The organism is Chryseobacterium sp. DZ-32 (assembly GCF_059587025.1).
Window position 1 is genome coordinate 23,831 of record NZ_JCAIOM010000007.1, and the last position, 19,101, is coordinate 42,931.

General features: G+C 36.9%; 21 protein-coding genes. All 21 read left to right on the forward strand.

The window, feature by feature from the left end; translation table 11 throughout:
• Positions 1-5: 5 nt before the first annotated feature.
• Positions 6-3,659 (forward strand): MMPL family transporter, encoded by a 3,654-nt coding sequence (locus AC59HC_RS09285; protein WP_496558478.1) that lies wholly within the window; start codon positions 6-8, stop codon positions 3,657-3,659.
• Between the two features lie 42 nt (positions 3,660-3,701).
• Positions 3,702-4,616, forward strand: a complete 915-nt coding sequence (locus AC59HC_RS09290; protein ID WP_227942583.1) for an EVE domain-containing protein — start codon at positions 3,702-3,704, stop codon at positions 4,614-4,616.
• A 1-nt stretch (position 4,617) separates the two neighbouring features.
• Positions 4,618-5,757, forward strand: coding sequence for a dialkylresorcinol biosynthesis protein DarB (gene darB / locus AC59HC_RS09295; protein ID WP_110009837.1), 1,140 nt, complete (start codon positions 4,618-4,620; stop codon positions 5,755-5,757).
• Positions 5,757-6,188 (forward strand): hotdog family protein, encoded by a 432-nt coding sequence (locus tag AC59HC_RS09300; protein WP_202839862.1) that lies wholly within the window; start codon positions 5,757-5,759, stop codon positions 6,186-6,188. The genes darB and AC59HC_RS09300 overlap by 1 nt, the downstream gene beginning before the upstream one ends.
• 7 nt (positions 6,189-6,195) lie before the next feature.
• A complete protein-coding gene (locus AC59HC_RS09305) occupies positions 6,196-6,639 on the forward strand; it encodes a hotdog family protein (protein ID WP_202839863.1) in 444 nt (147 codons plus the stop codon).
• Positions 6,640-7,195: 556 nt separating this feature from the next.
• Positions 7,196-7,600, forward strand: a complete 405-nt coding sequence (gene DarG / locus AC59HC_RS09310; RefSeq protein ID WP_411414521.1) for a flexirubin biosynthesis protein DarG — start codon at positions 7,196-7,198, stop codon at positions 7,598-7,600.
• A 62-nt stretch (positions 7,601-7,662) separates the two neighbouring features.
• Positions 7,663-8,658 carry a BtrH-related acyltransferase DarH gene (darH, locus tag AC59HC_RS09315; protein ID WP_496558479.1) on the forward strand — a complete coding sequence of 332 codons (996 nt, stop codon included), beginning with the start codon at positions 7,663-7,665 and terminating at the stop codon, positions 8,656-8,658.
• Position 8,659: 1 nt separating this feature from the next.
• Positions 8,660-9,418 (forward strand): ABC transporter ATP-binding protein, encoded by a 759-nt coding sequence (locus tag AC59HC_RS09320; protein ID WP_496558480.1) that lies wholly within the window; start codon positions 8,660-8,662, stop codon positions 9,416-9,418.
• The gene (locus AC59HC_RS09325) at positions 9,405-10,673 is read left to right on the forward strand and encodes an ABC transporter permease (protein ID WP_202839867.1); all 1,269 of its coding nucleotides are present in this window, start codon (positions 9,405-9,407) and stop codon (positions 10,671-10,673) included. The genes AC59HC_RS09320 and AC59HC_RS09325 overlap by 14 nt, the downstream gene beginning before the upstream one ends.
• Positions 10,663-11,091: an acyl-CoA thioesterase gene (locus AC59HC_RS09330; protein WP_105684190.1), complete on the forward strand. Its 429-nt coding sequence runs from the start codon at positions 10,663-10,665 to the stop codon at positions 11,089-11,091. Before AC59HC_RS09325 ends, AC59HC_RS09330 begins: the two co-directional genes overlap by 11 nt.
• Positions 11,088-12,254: a beta-ketoacyl synthase N-terminal-like domain-containing protein gene (locus AC59HC_RS09335; protein ID WP_411414519.1), complete on the forward strand. Its 1,167-nt coding sequence runs from the start codon at positions 11,088-11,090 to the stop codon at positions 12,252-12,254. Before AC59HC_RS09330 ends, AC59HC_RS09335 begins: the two co-directional genes overlap by 4 nt.
• A gap of 10 nt (positions 12,255-12,264) precedes the next feature.
• A complete protein-coding gene (locus AC59HC_RS09340; RefSeq protein ID WP_120233325.1) occupies positions 12,265-12,804 on the forward strand; it encodes a 3-oxoacyl-ACP synthase in 540 nt (179 codons plus the stop codon).
• 99 nt (positions 12,805-12,903) lie between these two features.
• Positions 12,904-13,161: a phosphopantetheine-binding protein gene (locus tag AC59HC_RS09345; RefSeq protein ID WP_034692439.1), complete on the forward strand. Its 258-nt coding sequence runs from the start codon at positions 12,904-12,906 to the stop codon at positions 13,159-13,161.
• A gap of 84 nt (positions 13,162-13,245) precedes the next feature.
• A complete protein-coding gene (locus tag AC59HC_RS09350) occupies positions 13,246-14,445 on the forward strand; it encodes a beta-ketoacyl-[acyl-carrier-protein] synthase family protein (RefSeq protein ID WP_496558481.1) in 1,200 nt (399 codons plus the stop codon).
• On the forward strand, positions 14,442-15,503 hold the full coding sequence (locus AC59HC_RS09355) for a beta-ketoacyl synthase N-terminal-like domain-containing protein (protein ID WP_496558482.1): 1,062 nt from the start codon (positions 14,442-14,444) through the stop codon (positions 15,501-15,503). The genes AC59HC_RS09350 and AC59HC_RS09355 overlap by 4 nt, the downstream gene beginning before the upstream one ends.
• 155 nt (positions 15,504-15,658) lie before the next feature.
• Positions 15,659-16,414 (forward strand): polysaccharide deacetylase family protein, encoded by a 756-nt coding sequence (locus AC59HC_RS09360; RefSeq protein WP_496558483.1) that lies wholly within the window; start codon positions 15,659-15,661, stop codon positions 16,412-16,414.
• Positions 16,407-17,033 carry a flexirubin biosynthesis/transport protein LolA2 gene (gene lolA2, locus AC59HC_RS09365; RefSeq protein ID WP_496558484.1) on the forward strand — a complete coding sequence of 209 codons (627 nt, stop codon included), beginning with the start codon at positions 16,407-16,409 and terminating at the stop codon, positions 17,031-17,033. Before AC59HC_RS09360 ends, lolA2 begins: the two co-directional genes overlap by 8 nt.
• The gene (lolB2, locus tag AC59HC_RS09370) at positions 16,999-17,634 is read left to right on the forward strand and encodes a flexirubin biosynthesis protein LolB2 (protein WP_343642829.1); all 636 of its coding nucleotides are present in this window, start codon (positions 16,999-17,001) and stop codon (positions 17,632-17,634) included. The genes lolA2 and lolB2 overlap by 35 nt, the downstream gene beginning before the upstream one ends.
• Before the next feature lie 7 nt (positions 17,635-17,641).
• Positions 17,642-18,241 carry an outer membrane beta-barrel protein gene (locus AC59HC_RS09375; RefSeq protein ID WP_114821701.1) on the forward strand — a complete coding sequence of 200 codons (600 nt, stop codon included), beginning with the start codon at positions 17,642-17,644 and terminating at the stop codon, positions 18,239-18,241.
• A gap of 4 nt (positions 18,242-18,245) precedes the next feature.
• Positions 18,246-18,626 (forward strand): ApeI family dehydratase, encoded by a 381-nt coding sequence (locus AC59HC_RS09380; protein WP_110009849.1) that lies wholly within the window; start codon positions 18,246-18,248, stop codon positions 18,624-18,626.
• Positions 18,623-19,099, forward strand: a complete 477-nt coding sequence (locus AC59HC_RS09385; RefSeq protein ID WP_110009850.1) for a hypothetical protein — start codon at positions 18,623-18,625, stop codon at positions 19,097-19,099. Before AC59HC_RS09380 ends, AC59HC_RS09385 begins: the two co-directional genes overlap by 4 nt.
• Positions 19,100-19,101: the final 2 nt, after the last annotated feature.

The window sequence follows — 19,101 nt, forward strand, 5'->3', positions numbered from 1 at the left end:
ATGCAATGCATCGCCTTTTTATATTTTTATATTATCTGATTTCCAAAAATAAAATTCTATCTGTACTGACAGCTCTTGGAATTGCCGCTTTATGCATTTTCTTTGCGTCGAAGATCAATTTTGAGGAAGACATCAATCAGATTATACCCAAAAATGAAAAGTCGGATCTTACTGCAAAAGTTCTTAAACAGCTTAATTTTTCGGATAAGATTATTGTTATTATCGAGAACAGATCCGGCGAAGACAGCTTCCAGCTTTCTGAAACGGCAGATACTTTCCTGAAAAAAATTGAGCCCTTACAGAAATATATTGGTTCTGTTCAGGGTAAAGTGAACGATAATGAAATTTCTGAAACCTTTGATTTCGTTCATCAGAATCTCCATTTATTCCTTAATGAGAATGACTATAAGGAAATTGATCAGAAACTGCAGAAAGACACTATTGCAAAACAGGTAGAAAATAATTACATCTCGCTGGTTTCTCCAACAAGCCTTGTGACCAAAGAATTTATTAAAAAAGACCCTCTGGGACTTACTTTTCTGGGAATCAAAAAATTAAATGCTTTAAACATCAGCAAAGACTTCAAACTCGAAGACAGCTATATTGTTACCAAAGACGGGAAAAATCTTTTGCTTTTCATTGATCCTAAAAACAAAAGCAATGATACGAAAGCCAATGAGGCATTTGTGGATCAGCTCAACACCATCAAAGATGGTATTAACAAACAATTCAAAGGAAAAACAGAGATCAGCTATTTCGGTTCTCCGGTAATTGCTGTAGCCAACGCAAAGCAGATCAAAAAAGATATTCAGAACACGGTGGCCATTTCCATGACGGTTCTTTTAATCCTTCTGATCTATTATTTCAGAAATATTTTCACTCCCGTCATTGTATTTCTACCCACCGTATTTTCAGTACTGCTCGCTCTCTTAATCCTTTATTTTATTAAAGATAAGATTTCAGCTATTTCACTCAGTGTAGGAGCGATTCTTATTGGTATTACGATTGATTATGCCCTGCACATCCTTACCCATTATAAGCATAACAACAATATTGAGGAGCTTTACAAGGAAATCACGCAGCCTGTTATATTAAGCAGTGCAACAACAGCCGTTTCCTTTTTGTGTCTCGTTTTTGTTCGTTCTGAAGCATTAAAGGACTTAGGTCTTTTTGCTGCCATTACTGTGATTCTTTCTTCAATCACAGCATTGATTATTGTTCCTCAACTTTATAAACCAAAAGAAAAGGGAGAACACCTGAACACAAATTTCATTGACAAGATCGGCTCTTATCCGTACGAAAAAAATAAGCCTTTGATTATTGGGTGTTCCATTATTATTCTTGCCTGCCTGTTTGGATTCAGACATGTAGGTTTCAATGAAGATATCGGGGATCTGAATTATATTCCGAAAGAATTAAAAATCAGTGAGGCAAAACTGCAGAAACTTTCTGATATTACCTCAAAATCAATCTATACTATTTCTTATGGAAATTCTGAAGAAGAAGCACTGTCCAGAAATTCCGAATTGAGCAGTTTCCTGGACAAAGAGAAAAAAGAAGGGAAGATCTTAAGCTATAATTCTATCGGAAGCGTTGTTCTTTCAGAAAAGGATCAGCAGAAAAAAATTGACCAGTGGAACCGTTTCTGGAATGACCAGAAGAAAAGCCTAGCCATTTCCGAACTGATCAGTAACGGGAATAAATTCGGCTTCAACAGTTCCGCGTTTGACAGTTTTGATGAAGCTTTGCGTAAAAATTATTCTGCATTGAGCCTGAAGGATTATCAACAAGTGAAAGCGCTTCAGATTTCAGAATTCATGAGCAGCGAAAATGGTTTCTACACCGTTTCCAATGTAGTAAAAGTAGACGAAAACAAAAGAGACACTTTCATCAAAGATATTGAGAAACAGCATGATGCCATTGCTATAGACCGGCAGCAGATGAATGAAAATTTCCTTGGTTTGCTGAAAAGGGACTTCAATACACTTATCAGTTATTCTCTTCTTGCCATTATTTTAACGATCATCGTTTTCTTCAGGAATTTTGAATTAACAGTTCTCACCATGTTCCCGATTGTTTTAACGGGAGTTGTTACAGCCGGAATCCTTTATTTTCTGGGATTGGAATTAAATATTTTCAGTACTGTAGTGTGTACATTGGTATTTGGAGTGGGAGATGACTTCAGCATCTTCCTGACACAAGCTATGCAAAAAGAGCATACTACCGGAAAGAATGAATTACCTACGTACAGAATTTCTATTATTCTTGCTGTTTTCACAACAATTCTTTCCATCGGATCTTTGATATTCGCCAAACATCCGGCATTGCATTCTCTGGCATTAGTAGCCCTGATCGGAATGTTCTCCGTTATTATTATCACCTCTACCCTATATCCTTTCTGGTTCAGATTATTCATTACCAACAGGGCGAAAAAAGGACTTTCTCCAATCACATTCAGATTGTTTGTATGGTCAGTATTCTCATTCCTTTATTACGGATTAGGTGGACTGCTGTTTTCTGCCTTCGGAAGTTTTTTTGTTAAAAATTCCAAAGGGCAGACCCTGAATATCATCAAACTTATTTTAGCCAGATTTTTAACTTCCGTTCTTTATTCTAATCCTTTTGTAAAGAAGAAGGTCATTAAAAATACATCTGAAGACTTCAGCAAACCTGCAGTTATCATTGCCAATCATACTTCTTTCCTCGATACGCTGGCTATTGCAATGGCTACCCATAAAATCATTTATCTGGTGAATGACTGGGTATATCAGTCTCCTGTTTTCGGAAAACTGGTAAGAGCACTGGGCTTTTATCCCGTTTCACAGGGAATCGAGAATGGAATGGACAAACTGAAAGAAAAAGTTGACCAGGGATATTCACTCGTTGTGTTCCCTGAGGCAGAACGTTCTTACACCAACGATGTGAAAAGATTCCATAAAGGAGCTTTTTATCTCGCTGAACAGTTCGGGCTGGATATTCTTCCACTCTATATCCATGGAAATTCTGAGGTGCTGCCGAAAGGAGATTTCATTATCTATGACGGAAGTATTACCGTAAAAGTAGGCAACAGAATCAGCAAAGATGACATGAGTTTTGGACAGAACTATTCTGAGAGAACAAAGAAGATCAATGCTTATTTCAGAGAAGAGTTTGCCAGACTGCGCGAAGAGATTGAGAATGAGAATTATTTTAAAAAGAAATTATTCCTGAGCTACCTGTATAAAGACAGTGAAGTGGTAAAAGAAGTAAAAGAAGACTTTAATACCAATAAATCAGTATATTTCGAACTGAATAAACATATTCCTCATGATGCCAACATTCTTCATATCGCTACGGATTTTGGACAGAAAGATGCTTTATTAACTCTATATCAGGCAAGCCGAAGAATTTTTTCTCTGATTCAGAATGATGAAAAAAGAGCAGTGGCAGCCCATAACTATCTGGTAAAAAGAAGAAAAATACAGTATATTAAAGACCTTTCTGAAGTAAACAAAAAAATTGATGTTCTTTTGATTTCGGATGAACACTTTTCCATGAATGAAATTCAGGATCTCTCTGAAACAATCATTTTTGTAAATACAAAAAACACTTCGTTTGAAAGTGATAATTATGCACTAAAATTTAGTTCTGAATCATTAAAAGTATTTAAAACTAAATAATAAATATGAAAAACATACTTTTGTAAACGCTAAAGAAAACTAATGAAGAAAAATATACTTGTCATATATTATTCACAAACCGGACAACTCGAAGATATCGTGAAAAATATAGCCCAGCCTTTTGAAGCGAAAAAGGAGGCTTATGATGTTACGTATTACAACATTCAGCTGAAGGAAGATTTTCCTTTTCCCTGGCCAGGCGATGTTTTTTTCAACACTTTTCCTGAATCTTATCTTCAGATTCCAAAAGAAATCCTTCCTCCTTCGGAAGAAATTCTGAACAAAAAGTATGATCTTATCCTGTTTGGGTATCAGGTATGGTATCTCACACCATCCATTCCTATTATTTCTTTCTTAAAGAGTGATTATGCAGAGCGAATCCTTAAAGACACTCCTGTAGTAACCATCTCAGGAACCAGAAATATGTGGATGCTTTCCCAGGAAAAATTAAAGGTTTACCTAAGAGATCTGAAAGCTAAACTCGTAGGAAATATTGCTTTGGTAGACAGGCACGACAATTACACCAGTGTATTAACGATTCTCCGATGGCTTACCACAGGTCAGAAAGAAAAATCGGGAATGCTTCCCGCTGCAGGAGTTTCAGATGAAGAAATTGCAGGTTCTGTAAAGTATGGCGAGATTATTGAAAGACATTTTAATAATAATGACCTTAATAGTTTACAACCGGATCTTGTGAAAAACGGAGCGATTGAAATCCGTGCTTTTTTAGTACGGGTAGAAAAGGTTGGAAATAAAATTTTCACAGTATGGTCTAACCTGATTATCAAGAAAAAAGAGAAACGTCCATTGCTGATAAAATTCTTTAAGGTATATTTGATGGCAGCGATATGGATTATCTCACCTGTCGTTTTGGTATTACACCTGCTTACAACCCCTATATTTTGGTTTAAAAGACAAAAACAAAAAAGATATTTACAAGGAATTAATTTAAAATAGAATGTACGACGTATTTATAACAAAAGCATCAACATACTTACCCAATGAGCCGGTAGCGAATGATGAAATGGAGACTTATCTTGGGCTTATCAATGATGCGCCATCTAAAGCAAAATCACTTATCCTAAGAAATAATAAGATCACAACAAGATACTACGCTTTAGATAAAGAAGGAAACCCTACCCACTCTAATGCACAGCTTACTGCAAAAGCTATCGAAGGACTTTTTGACGAAAACTTCAAAAAGGAAGATATGAAATTATTATCTGTAGGAACCACTTCACCGGATCAGATCCAGCCTTCTCACGCATCCATGGTACATGGCGAACTGAACATCGGAAAATCTATTGAAATTAATACTTCAACAGGTCTTTGCAACTCAGGAATGAATGCCCTGAATTATGGATTCCTTTCTGTAAAAGCCGGTGTACAGGACAACGCAGTATGCGCAGGTTCTGAAAGAATGTCTGCATGGATGACTGCTGACAAGTTCAATCATGAGGCTGAAAATTTAAAACTACTGGAAGAAAGACCTATCATTGCTTTCAAAAGAGAATTCCTGAGATGGATGCTTTCTGATGGAGCAGGCGCTTTCCTTTTAGAAAATAAACCGAGAGAAAACAGCACTTCCCTAAAAATAGAATTCATTGATTTCTATTCTTATGCCCACGAAATTGAAGCTTGTATGTATGCAGGATGTGATAAGCTGGAAGACGGAAGCCTGAAATCATGGGCAGACTACCCTTCTGACGAATGGTTGAAACAATCTATTTTTGCGATTAAACAGGATACTAAAATCCTTGATAAATACATCCTTGTAAAAGGAGCAGAAAGTTTAAGATCATCTTTTGACAAACATAACCTGGATCCGGAAAAAATTGACCACGTACTGGCTCATATTTCTTCCGGATACTTTAAAGACGGACTTAAAGAAGAATTTGCCAAAAAAGGAATGGATTTCCCCGCAGAAAAATGGTTCTATAATCTTTCTGAAGTTGGAAACATCGGAGCAGGATCTATATTTATCGCCCTTGAAGAACTGATGAATTCCGGAACATTGAAAAAAGGAGAAAAAGTACTTCTTTGTGTTCCTGAAAGTGGAAGATTTGCTTATTCTTGTGCTTTATTAACGGTTTGCTAATGGAAAACAGACTGCCAACATCCGATAAAGATTTTGTAGAAAGTCTTATTCCCCAAAGGTTTCCTTTTGTGATGGTGCATGAATTGTCAGAATATTCGGAAAGCCATCTTTTATCCGGTTTTGAGATAAAGGAAGACAACCTTTTTATCCAGGACGGATTATTCCAGGCTTCAGGACTGATTGAGCATCAGGCGCAGAGCGTTGCCCTTCATACCGGATATAAATATTATCTGCTGGGAAAAGATGCTCCAACCGGATATATCGGAGCCATCAAATCTTTTGAAGCTGAAATACTGCCTAAAGTGGGAGATCAGCTGAAATCTGAAGTAACCATCCTTAATGAAGTAATGGGAGTAACCCTGGTAGATATCATTACGAAACTGAACGGTGAAGTGATTGCAAAATCTCAAATGAAAACCGCTGTAAAATAAACTGGAAATGGAAATAAAGGAAGAAAATATCATCAATATACACAACTTTTTACCGCATCGTGAACCGATGCTCATGGCAGACTATATCCTGGAACTGACCAAAGAAAAAGTAGTGACTTCCTTTGAAATCAAAGAAGATAATATATTTGTTCACAACAATGAGTTTGCGGAAGCCGGCTTGATCGAAAATCTGGCTCAGACCTGCTCTTCTATCCTTGGGCAAAGCTTCTTTGAAAATCCTGAAGCAGATACAAAAGTGATCGGGTTCATTACCAATATCAAGAAGATTGAGGTTTTCGGTCTTCCGAAGGTGAATGACAAAATTATCTCCAGGGCATCACTTATATCACAGTTTGAGAATATCTGCCACATATTTTGTGAAACATTTCATAATGATGAATTGTTAATCAGAGCGGAAATCAACCTGTTTATTCAGGAAGTAAAGTCGTAAAGTCAATTCAACATAGACATAGAAAAGCTGTACGTTTTTGTACAGCTTTTCTCTTTTAAATCAATTTTATATTCTCTAATAGATTGGTGAACATTTGTGCATTCATTTGTTTTATTCGTGTTTAAAATATAGGTTTTGGCTACAGTCAATTAATTTTTCTCTTTTTTTAAGCGAGCTAAAGCCCACTCCTATTGAATTGATTATAAAAACCCTAGATAAAAACTCCGTTTTTGTTTATTTACACATTCACTACTTCTTTATAAATCAACTAATAATCAGCTTGATACAACCATTAAGATCTCATCATCAGATGAATTATTTCACGTGAAACATTCACAAAATCCGTGAAACTCTGATCCTTAGAGAGAAACAGTTTTTAACCACAAAAATTTAGTCTATAATTTTTTTAATACGGCCTCAGTTTTGAAGTAGTAACTCCTCAGATTTAATATGATTTACATATAATGTATTTTCACTATTTTAGCCACCTGATTAAAAGAATCAAAAACAGGTGAGCATATTTCATCTGGAATCTAAAAATATAAACATTATTTAGATGAAAAAACAAGACCTGCCTCAAGACGAAAGTAACCTGAAATCCGCCAATATGACTGAAGTATTGTATGTGACGGATGAGAACGACAACTACACGACAGCAAACAGCACCGGCTGGGATGCCAAAAAAGCTGCTCTGGATGAATCGATGGAACTTATTTATGAAAGAATTGAGGAAGCAAAACAAAATGTGGCCAATAATACAGCAAGTCCCATTGTTTATTTTATGGAACTGAACAAAATGGATATTGGCGTTCTTGCTTCATATGTAGGAATGTGGCAATGGAGGGTAAAAAGGCATTTTAAACCCAAAGTATTTAAAACACTAAGCGAAAATGCACTGAAAAAATATGCCGATGCGTTCGGAATTTCAGTGGATGAATTAAAAAACTTCAACGGGAAATAAATGAAACAAGGCTAAATATAATGCCTGGTATCATTTGACCAATGAAAAGATACAATCAGCAAATGAAATTAAACTTTGAACACCATCAGACTGCGCATTGCGAAAACGGTGTTGCTTCTAATCTACTGCTTAACAAAGGACTGAAACTAAGCGAACCTATGATCTTCGGGATCGGTTCAGGACTGTTTTTTGTCTATCTCCCTTTTCTAAAGGTGAATTTTGCTCCGGGCTTCAGCTATCGTCCGATGCCGGGTGCTATTTTCAGTAAAGCAGCCAAAAGATTAGGAATTAAAATCAAAAGAGAAAAATTCTCAAATCCTCAGGATGCCCAAAAAGCTCTTGAAAGAAATCTGGAACAAAATATCCCTACAGGACTTCAGGTGGGCGTTTTCAACCTTACTTATTTTCCTGAAGAATACAAATTTCATTTCAATGCCCACAACCTTGTGGTGTACGGAAAAGAAGACGGAAAATTTCTGATCAGTGACCCTGTAATGGACTACACGACTTCTCTTTCAGAAGCAGAATTGGAAAAAGTAAGATATGCCAAAGGAGCACTTCCTCCGAAAGGACATATGTACTACCCTGTTTATGTTCCGGAAAATGTGAACCTTGAAGAAGCTATCAAAAAAGGGATAAGAGATACCTGCAAAAATATGCTGGCGCCCGTACCGCTTATTGGGGTAAAAGCCATGAGATGGGTAGCGAAAAGCATCCCGAAATGGGCAGAAAAGAAAGGAACGAAGGTTACCAACCATTATCTGGGACAATTGATCAGAATGCAGGAAGAAATCGGAACCGGAGGCGGAGGATTCAGGTTTATCTATGGAGCTTTCCTCCAGGAAGCAGCTGCCATTCTCAAAAATGACGAGCTAAAGGAATTATCGAAAGAAATAACCTCTATTGGTGACCTTTGGAGAGATTTTGCCGTTGATATTGCCAGAGTGTATAAAAACAGAAACTCGAAAAGCAATATTTACAATGAACTTTCAAAAACAATGCTGCATATTGCAGACCTGGAAGAAGCTTTCTATAAAAAACTGAGAAAAGCGATCTGATATGGCGGAAAATATGATTGAGATTAAAAACTTATACAAAAAATACAAAAATTCTGATGAGTTTTCTGTAAATGATATTTCTTTGAGCATCAGTAAAAATGAAATTTATGGAATTCTCGGGCCCAACGGAGCCGGGAAAACAACGCTGATTTCCATGCTTTCAGGATTAATCAAACCTACTTCAGGACATTTCACCATTAACGGTTTATCTCCCCAGAAGGATGGGTTCAAAATAAGACAGATTATCGGAATTGTTCCCCAGGAATATGCTTTATATCCTACACTTACCGCCAAAGAAAACCTTATGTTTTTCGGAAGTCTTTATGGTTTAAAGCACAACCAGCTTAAAAAAACCATTGATGAATCCCTTGAAATCATGGGACTTTCAAAATTTGCCAACAAGCAGGTAGGCCAATTTTCAGGAGGAATGAAACGCCGCTGCAACCTCATCGCAGGAACGCTTCACAATCCTAAAGTTTTATTCCTGGACGAACCTACCGTAGGTGTGGATGTTCAGTCCAAAAAAGCAATTATTGATTATCTTCTGGATTTAAATAAACAGGGAACCTGTATCATTTATACTTCCCATCACCTTTCTGAGGCTGAAGAATTCTGCACAAAAATAGCCATTATCGATCATGGAAAAATTCATGCTGTAGGAACTCCTGAAGAACTCGTGAACAGAGTAGCAAGCGCTGAAAACCTAGAAGACGTTTTCATTTCATTAACCGGAAAAGAATTAAGAGATGTTGTTGTATAAACTGTGGAGAAGTTTTATTAAGGAAATTCTTCTGCTGAAAAGAGATATCGGAGGAATTGTTATCATCTTTGTGATGCCTTTGCTTTTGATTGTCACCATTACCCTTATTCAGGATTCTACCTTTAAAAACCTTGAAGGATCAAAGATTCCTATTATCTTTATTGATCAGGACAAATCTGAAGTTTCAAAAAATATAAAAGCAGAACTGGAAAACAGCAAAACATTCCAGCTGCTGACCAACTTCAATGAAAAATCTGCTCAGGAGGCTGTTTTTTCCGGAGATTATCAGATGGCGATTGTCATTCCTGAAAATTTAACGAAAGATTTAAATTCCAATATTGATTCGAAAGTTCAGACCATTGTAAGTTCATTCGGGCTGGAAGGAGATTCTGCAAAAGTAAAAACAGCAGTTCCCAAAGCCAAAGAAATTCATTTGTACTTTGACCCTGCTACCAATGTGGGCTTCAAAAATTCGGTGATGAATTCTGTCAACAAAATGGTTTTTGAAATTGAAAATAAAAAGATTTACAAAGCCTTCCAGGATCAGCTGGGAACAACGGAAAATCTTGACGAAAATAAAAACCTGATCAGCTTTAAAGAAATCACTCCCAAAAAAGGAGCAATGGATGTCATGCCAAATTCCGTTCAACACAACGTTCCTGCATGGACACTTTTTGCGATCTTCTTTATTGTTGTCCCTTTATCCATCAATCTGGTAAAAGAAAAAAGCCAGGGAACAAGTGTAAGAGCAAGAATAAGCCCTACTCCTTATTTTGTCCATATTTTAGGAAAAACATTTACCTATCTTATCATCTGCCTTATTCAGTTTTTACTGATGGTTGCCGTAGGAATTTACCTTTTCCCTTATATGGATCTTCCGGCTTTTGATGTATCCGGAAAAATGTTCCAGCTTCTGACAGTAACACTGTTTGCAGGACTGGCAGCTATTGGATTTGGAGTTTTATTGGGAACTATAGCCGATACACAGGAACAATCTGCTCCATTTGGGGCGACTTCTGTAGTGGTTCTGGCAGCCATTGGCGGAATCTGGGTGCCTGTATTTCTGATGCCGGAATTCATGCAGACCGTAGCGAAATTCTCTCCTATGAACTGGGGACTGAATGCTTATTATGATATTATTTTAAGGAACAGCGGAATTGGTGGGATTGCCAAAGAACTGGTTTTCCTCTTCTTATTCTATATTGCCACCGTAGCTATTTCTATTTTTTACGAAAAAAAACAAAATGCAGTCTAAAGAAAATATATTAACCTGTACCGAAGAAGTAAGAGTACGCTTCAATGAAACAGATCCGCTGGGCATTGTCTGGCATGGGCATTATATCGTGTATTTTGAAGACGGAAGAGAAGCTTTCGGTCGTCTGCATGGTCTTACCTATCTTGATATTCAGAATGCAGGATTTGTAACACCGATCGTAAAAAGTACCTGTGAGCATTTTCTTCCTTTAAAGTATGGAGAAACATTCAGAATTGTGACCACTTTTATTAATTCTGTATCTGCCAAACTTATTTACAGATATGAGCTTTTCAATCAGGAAGATCAACTGGTATGCAGCGGAGAAACCATTCAGGTATTCCTCGACAGCAATGGAAGCTTATGCCTGTATAATCCGGAATTTTTTCAAAACTGGAAAGATAAAATGGGATTATCATGAAGAAGGAAATTTATATCACAGATTACAATTGTGTAACTCCGCTGGGCTTCAATGTTGAGTCCAACTGGAACGCTCTTTTGGAAGGAAAATCGGGAGTCGCTTCACATACAATCATAAACAATCAGGAGGCTTTTTATGCTTCTATGATTGATTCTGAAAAACTGAATGAAGAATTCAACAGATTCTTCGCTCAGCATACAACTGATTTCACAAGACTGGAGAAGATGCTTCTTTTAAGCTTACAACCTCTTGTTGAAAAACATACCGTTTCGGAAAATACGGCTTTCATCCTTTCCACAACAAAAGGAAATATCAGTCTGTTAAAAAACCAGCCGGAATTACCGGAAGGTGTTTATTTATCAAAATTAGCAGAAAAAATTGCTTATTTCTTTGGATTTAAAACCAAACCGATCATCGTTTCTAACGCCTGTGTTTCAGGAGTAATGGCAATGTCTGTGGCTAAAAATATGATTCAGGCAGGAAAATATAAAGATGCCTTTGTGATTGCAGGTGATGAGCTTTCTGAATTTGTTATCTCAGGATTCAATTCATTTCAGGCAATAGGATCAGGGCCTTGCCAACCTTATGATAAAAACAGAGACGGAATTAATATTGGTGAAGCAGCCGCCGCAGTTTATATCACTTCAGGTCTTTGCGAGGAACAAAGTGACGAAGCAATCTCACAAAACGAAAAATTCAGGTTTAAAGTCCTTGGAGATTCAGCAGTGAATGATGCCAATCACATTTCCGGACCTTCAAGAACAGGTGACGGTTTATATGCCAGTATCAAAAATGCTATGACTGAAGCGAATATTTCTGCTGAACAGATCGATTTTATTTCTGCCCACGGAACAGCCACTTTATATAACGATGAAATGGAGGCTATTGCCTTCAACAGAATGGATCTCCAACATATTCCGCTCAACAGTATGAAAGGATATTACGGGCACTGCCTGGGAGCGTCAGGGCTTTTGGAAAGTATTATCTCTATGGAAAGTGCTCTTCACAGCATTTTGATTCCTTCAAAGAATTTTAAAGAAACAGGAGTAACTCACCCTTTAAATATCATCAGAGAAAACCAAACTGCAGACATTAAATATATTCTGAAGACCGCTTCTGGTTTTGGAGGATGTAATGCAGCTGTTGTACTGGAAAAATGTTAAACTGAAAGTGATGAAGAAAATAAATACCTGTACCATAGAACATTCAAAAATAACCGTTGACGGAAATCTTATTTTTGAAAGCCCAAGCGAAACCTTTCAGGAATTTGCCAAAGAAGCCTATAAAAGTTTAGACCTCAGCTATCCAAAGTTTCATAAAATGGATCATTTGAGTAAATTGGCCTTTCTTTCCGCTGAAACCATTTTGAAAGATGAAGACCACAGCAGAACAGCCATTGTTTTTGCCAACAGATCGTCCAGTCTGGATACGGATTTCAAATATCAGGAAAGCATCAACGATCAGGATAATTTCTATCCGAGTCCTGCCGTTTTTGTGTATACTTTACCCAACATCTGTGTAGGTGAAATCAGCATTAAACACAAAATGCAGACAGAAAATGCTTTTTTCGTACTGGATGATTTTGATGAAGAATTTTTGAATGATTATTCTGAACAGATTCTTCTATCCGGAAAAGCCGACAAAGTATTGTGCGGCTGGGTGGAATTGTATCAGGAAAATTACAAAGCTTTTGTATATTTGCTCACATTATAATTTAACAATGTACCAATCTGATAATGTACCAATGCTAAAGGCAATAACAACCATTGGTCAACTGGTACATTGATATATTGTTACATTAAAATACTATTTATGGAAAACTTAAAAACAGAATTGAAACACAAAATTATCGAAGTTCTTAACCTTGAAGATGTATCTGTAGAAGAGATCAAAGATACTGACCCACTGTTCGGAGGTGGATTAGGATTAGATTCTATCGACGCTTTGGAACTGATCGTTCTTCTTGATAAAGACTATGGAATAAAATTAGCAGATCCTAAAAAAGGAAAGGAAATTTTCCAATCTATCGATACGATGGCAAAATTCATCGAGGACAACAGAACAAAATAAATTAATATAACAATCTAACAGTGTAACAATGTAGCAATTATTGGTAAATTATTCGATTGATACATTGTTACATTATTGAATACCATGAGTCAAAAAATTGCCATAACGGGAATGGGCATCATTTCCTCCATCGGAAACAATGTGGAGGAAAATTTTATTTCATTGCAAACCGGAAAACATGGAATTTCAGATATTGAAATGTTTGAAACCCGCCACGCCGGAGCCATTAAAACGGGTGAAATAAAATTATCCAATGAAGAGCTTGTACAGAAACTTCATCTTGATGAAGACAACAATGTCACAAGAACTTCCCTATTGGGAATGATTGCTGCTAAAGAAGCTGTAGAAAGTGCAGGAATTTCAGATATCAATGGTTACAGAACCGGACTGATCTCTTCTACCAGTGTAGGAGGAATGGATATTACTGAAAAATACTTCTACTCTTACGAAGACTTCCCTGAAAAGCAAAGGTATATTGACGCACACGATGCCGGAAATTCCTCATTGGCGATTGCCGGTTATCTGGGATTAAAAGGAATGGTTTCTACCATTAGTACAGCCTGCTCATCAGCAGCCAATGCGATTATAATGGGCGCAAAGCTCATCAAAAACGGAGTTTTGGACCGTGTTATTGTAGGGGGAACAGATTCTCTTTCAAAATTTACTTTGAACGGATTCAATACGCTGATGATTCTTACGGATTCCTACAACACTCCTTTTGACAACAACAGAAAAGGGCTGAATCTTGGGGAAGCTGCGGCTTTCTTAGTCCTTGAATCTGAAGAAATGGTCAAAAAAGAAAACAAAAAGGTTCTCGCTTATCTTTCCGGATATGGAAATGCTAATGATGCCCACCATCAGACCGCATCTTCGGAAAACGGACAGGGCGCATTTTTAGCAATGCAGCAAGCCCTGAAAATTTCCGGCGTGGAAAAAGAGCATATAGATTATATCAACGTTCACGGAACAGCTACTCCCAACAATGATTTATCTGAGGGAATTGCCATGATAAGAATCTTCGGAGAAAACCAGGTGCCTGAATTCAGCTCCACAAAAGCATTTACAGGACATACTTTGGCTGCAGCAGCAGGAATTGAAGCCGTATTTTCAATTCTAGCCATGCAAAACAGTGTGATTTTCCCGAACCTGAATTTTAAAACAAAAATGGAAGAGTTTGACCTTACTCCTGTTACCGAATTGAAAGAGAAAAACATCAATCATGTGCTTTCAAACTCATTTGGATTTGGAGGAAACTGTTCCACCTTAATTTTCTCAAAATCATGAGTGCAGTATACATCAACAGTGCATCCTGTATCTCTGTTCAGGACACTTTAAACGAAAATATTCTTCAGAACCTTACTCCTGGAAGTTCTTCAAACATCATTAAAGCGATAGAACCTAATTACAAAGAGTTCATTCCGCCCGCAATGATCAGAAGAATGTCTAAAACCGTAAAAATGAGTTCTGTAGCCTCTCATTACGCATTGAAGGAAGCTGGAATTGAAAAACCGGATGCTATCATCGTAGGAACCGGAATGGGCTGCTCACAGGATTCTGAAAAGTTTCTGAAAAACGTGATTGACAATCATGAAGAGTTCCTTACGCCTACCTTTTTCATCCAGTCTACCCATAATACAGTAGCAGGACAGATCGCTCTGGGATTACAATGTCATGCTTACAACTTCACGTATGTAAATACTTCTTCTTCACTGGAGTTTTCGTTACTGGATGCCCAGCTTCAGATCAATGACGGAGAAGCAGAAAATGTTCTGGTGGGTTCTACAGACGAACAGACGGACAGAACCATGGAACTTTACTGCTTAAATAATACGATCAAAAAAGAAACAGATCTTCCTGCAGATTATTTACATACCACTACCAATGGAGTGATCTGGGGTGAAGGTGCCAGCTTTTTTGTAATTGGAAAAGATAAGACCGAAAACTCTTACGCTAAGCTTAAGAATATCCAGATCAGCAACAAGGTTGAATTGAATGAAGTAAAGGATTTTATCCAGAATTTCCTGGTTCAAAACAATCTTTCCACTCATGATATTGATGCGGTTATTTTAGGATTCAGTGGAGATGCACAATCAGATATGTATTATACAAAAGCAATGGAACTGTTTCCTGATTCAGCACAGCTGTATTATAAACATTTGAGTGGAGAATTCAATACAGCAAGTGGTTTTTCAACCTTTATGGCCTGTCATATCCTGAAGGAACAGCAGATCCCGGAAATTATGATGATCAATACAGAAAAAAAGGAAAGTATAAAGAATATACTTCTTTACAACCATCTGGCAGGTCATGATCACAGCCTGGTGTTATTGGAAAAGGCATAATTGTTGAAATTGAAAATTATACGGTCTATCTGTCATTCAGAGCGAAACGCAGTGAAGCGTGGAATCTAAATTAGAAATTAGTCTGGACTCCTACGGAGTGACAATGGTATACAATAAATATTACGACTATAAAACTTGTAATAAAACAATCAGCAATGAAACATTATCCCTTCATCCTGTTCTACCTTTTCTGTAACGTTTTTATTTATGCGTTCCACGGAAGTATTTGGGTATATCTGTTTTGTTTTTTTGCTTTTTCTGCAGTAGTTGTCTGGGGTTCTTTTGACATTGAACTGGGATATTTTGTGAACAGTATTACTCATAAGCGTACCAGAATAAAAGAAGTGGCCCTTACATTTGATGACGGACCTACTGAATTTACCCCAAAGTTTTTAGACCTGCTTAAAGAACATCAGATAAAAGCAACTTTCTTCTGTATCGGAAAACAGATTGAAAAATACCCTGAGACATTTCAGAGAATCATTGCAGAGGGACATACGATTGGAAATCATACCTTATCACATTCCAATTCTACAGGATTTTTATCGACTTCAAAAATGATTACAGAGATTGAAAAATGTGATGAAGTCATAAAAAATGTGGGAAATATCAGCACCAGCCTCTACAGACCACCGTTCGGGGTAACGAATCCCAATATTGCGAAAGCAATTAAAAAAACGAATAAAGTAAGCATCGGTTGGAATGTCCGGTCATTGGACACCATCATTGATGACGAAAAGAAAATCTACAACAGAGTGACAAAAGGCCTGAAAAACGGGAGTATTATTCTGCTTCATGACACTTCGGAAAAGACCTTTCGGGTGCTGACCAATTTATTAGTATTTTTGAAGGATAAAAAATATTCAACCTTTACTGTTGATACAGTGATAAATTCAAATAGAAATGATTAAAAATATTGCTTTCGGAGCATGCTTACTGGTTTCCGGTTTCTTTTTTGCACAAAATACAGCAATGTCAGGAGCTGAAGCCAAAGCATTTGTATCAAAGGTTTCTTCAGACACGAAAGAAATTAAAACGTTGCAGAGTGATTTTACCCAGACCAAAAAAATGGATTTCCTGGATAAAAGCATCGTTACTTATGGAAAAATGTCTTTGCAGACGCCCAATATGTTAAGCTGGAAATATACCAAGCCTTATCAATACAGTATTGTTTTTAAAAGCAATAAAATCTTCATCAATGATCAGGGAAAAAAATCTTCTGTGGATGCGAAAAGCAAAACATTTGAAAAAATCAATAAACTTATTGTAGGAAGTTCGAACGGAACCATGTTCAATGATCCTGAGTTCACCGTTACCTACTTTAAGAACGGAAATTACAATGTGGCGAAGTTTATCCCAAAGACTTCTCAGTTGCTGAAATATATTAAACAGATCGAATTGTTTTTCCCTAAAAACCAGTCGACAGTTTCACAGGTCAATATGACGGAGGCTTCCGGAGATACTACGAATATTGTTTTCAAAAATACCAAGATCAATGCTTCAATTCCTGCGTCAGAGTTTACTTTATAGCCTGATTCTGATCCTGGCTGTTTCCTGTAAAACCTATAAGTTAACAGAAGCAAAACCTGCCTCATCTTCTGAAAAGATGGTGGAAAACTTATATTTCTCTTCCGGTGAAGATTATGTTTACAAATGCCAGATGGATATTTATAAAAACCATGTAAGCGGCATTCTGATCATCAAAAGACTGAATGAAACAACACATCGTGTTGCCTTAACTTCTGATTTCGGGAATAAACTGATAGATTTTGAAGTCTCTGATAATGATTTCAAGCTGAATTATGTACTTCCTGACCTGGATAAAAAAATAGTCATCAATTTCCTGAAAAACGACTTTCAACAGCTTCTGAAAAGAAAATATCCGGTCAATGAAAGTTTTGAAAATGAAAATGCTAAAATCTATCTTTCAAAAATCGAAAATAAAAGCTATTATCTGTTTTTCAACAAAGAAAGTAACTTGCTGAGGCAGATTATCTATACGAAAAACAACAAGGAGAAAATCGATTTTACTTTTGATGCAAAAAAACCTATCTTCGCGGACAGCTTAAACCTGCAGCACAAGGACTTTAAGATCAATATAAAGCTATTTCAAATAACCGAGACAGAATAAATTTCACATGAAAAAAATATATTTCTTGCTTTTTGCACTTTTCTCCGCCTTATCTTTTGCCCAGGTCACTTTCAATCCGGGAATCAGAGTAGGTGCCAATATTTCACATATATCTGACGGACCTGCTTATGAGTCCTTTTATTATAATGACAATCAGGGATATCACTATGGTACCAATGCTTATGATATCAAATCAAAAGTGGATTTCTACATAGGTTTCCAGGCCAATATCCGGTTTGCAAAATTCTATGCTCTTCAGCCGGAAATTTATTATACCCGCCAGGGCGCAAGATTTGAAAGCCAGAATCCTGCTGTTTCTTCAAAAACAGCAACACTTTCTTATGTAGGAGGAGCAGTAGTGAATAAATTCTATTTTGAAAAGTTTAATATTCATTTTGGTCCGACCTTGGAACTTCTGACAGATCATAAAAATATCGATTCGCCTATTGAGGCAGATTTGGGACTGTTATTTGGAGCCGGTTATGATATTACAAAAAATATAGGCGTTGAGGCCCGAATTAAAAAAGGTTTTGTGCATATTAACAATGACAATACCAACGTAACATTCCAGGTGGGAATGTATTATACATTTAATCTTAAAAAATAAGATCATGCAAACGATTCTTACAGACTTTTATACTTTAACATCATACGATAAGACAGAAGACGGAAAATTTACCGCTCATATTCACCTGAATAAAGACCACGATATTTTCAAAGGCCATTTCCCTGGAAATCCGGTAACTCCCGGTGTTTGTATGATGCAAATTATTAAGGAACTGACTGAGGAATTTACAGGTTCAAAGTTATTTCTGAAAACAGCTTCCAATGTAAAGTTCATGGCGATTATCAATCCTTTTGAAACCCCTGATCTGGTACTTCAGCTGGATATTGCTGAAAATGAAGAAGATGTTAAAGTAAAAAACACAACTTCTTTTGGCGAGACTATTGCATTGAAATTGTCTGTAAGCTATAAAAAAATATCATCATGAAACTAATCTTATCATTCATAGCAGCATTTGTTTTTTTCTTTCAATCTGACCTTGAAACGCTGAGAAACAGCTATGCTAAGGCGAACGAATCCACTACCAATACTGCGAGCTTTATTGAAACTGCGGAAAAACAATCCGGCTCTGATGCTGTAACTGTAGGATACAGGGCCGCAGCAAAGATTATGGAGGCGAAAATTGCCAAAAGCAACAGAAAAGCTCTGGTAAAGACAGGCGCTACAAGTCTTGAAAGCATTATTAAAAGTAATCCTAACAATGCAGAACTTCGTCTGATCAGAATGAGTGTTCAGGAAAATATTCCGAAGATCGTAGGATACCGCGGGAGCCTGAAGGATGATAAAGCTTTCCTGCTGAATAATTACAGCAAACAGAATACAGCTCTGAAGGGCTATATCAAAAGGTTTGCAATGCAATCTAAAACCATGACAGAGGCGGAAAGAGCCACTTTAAAATAAAA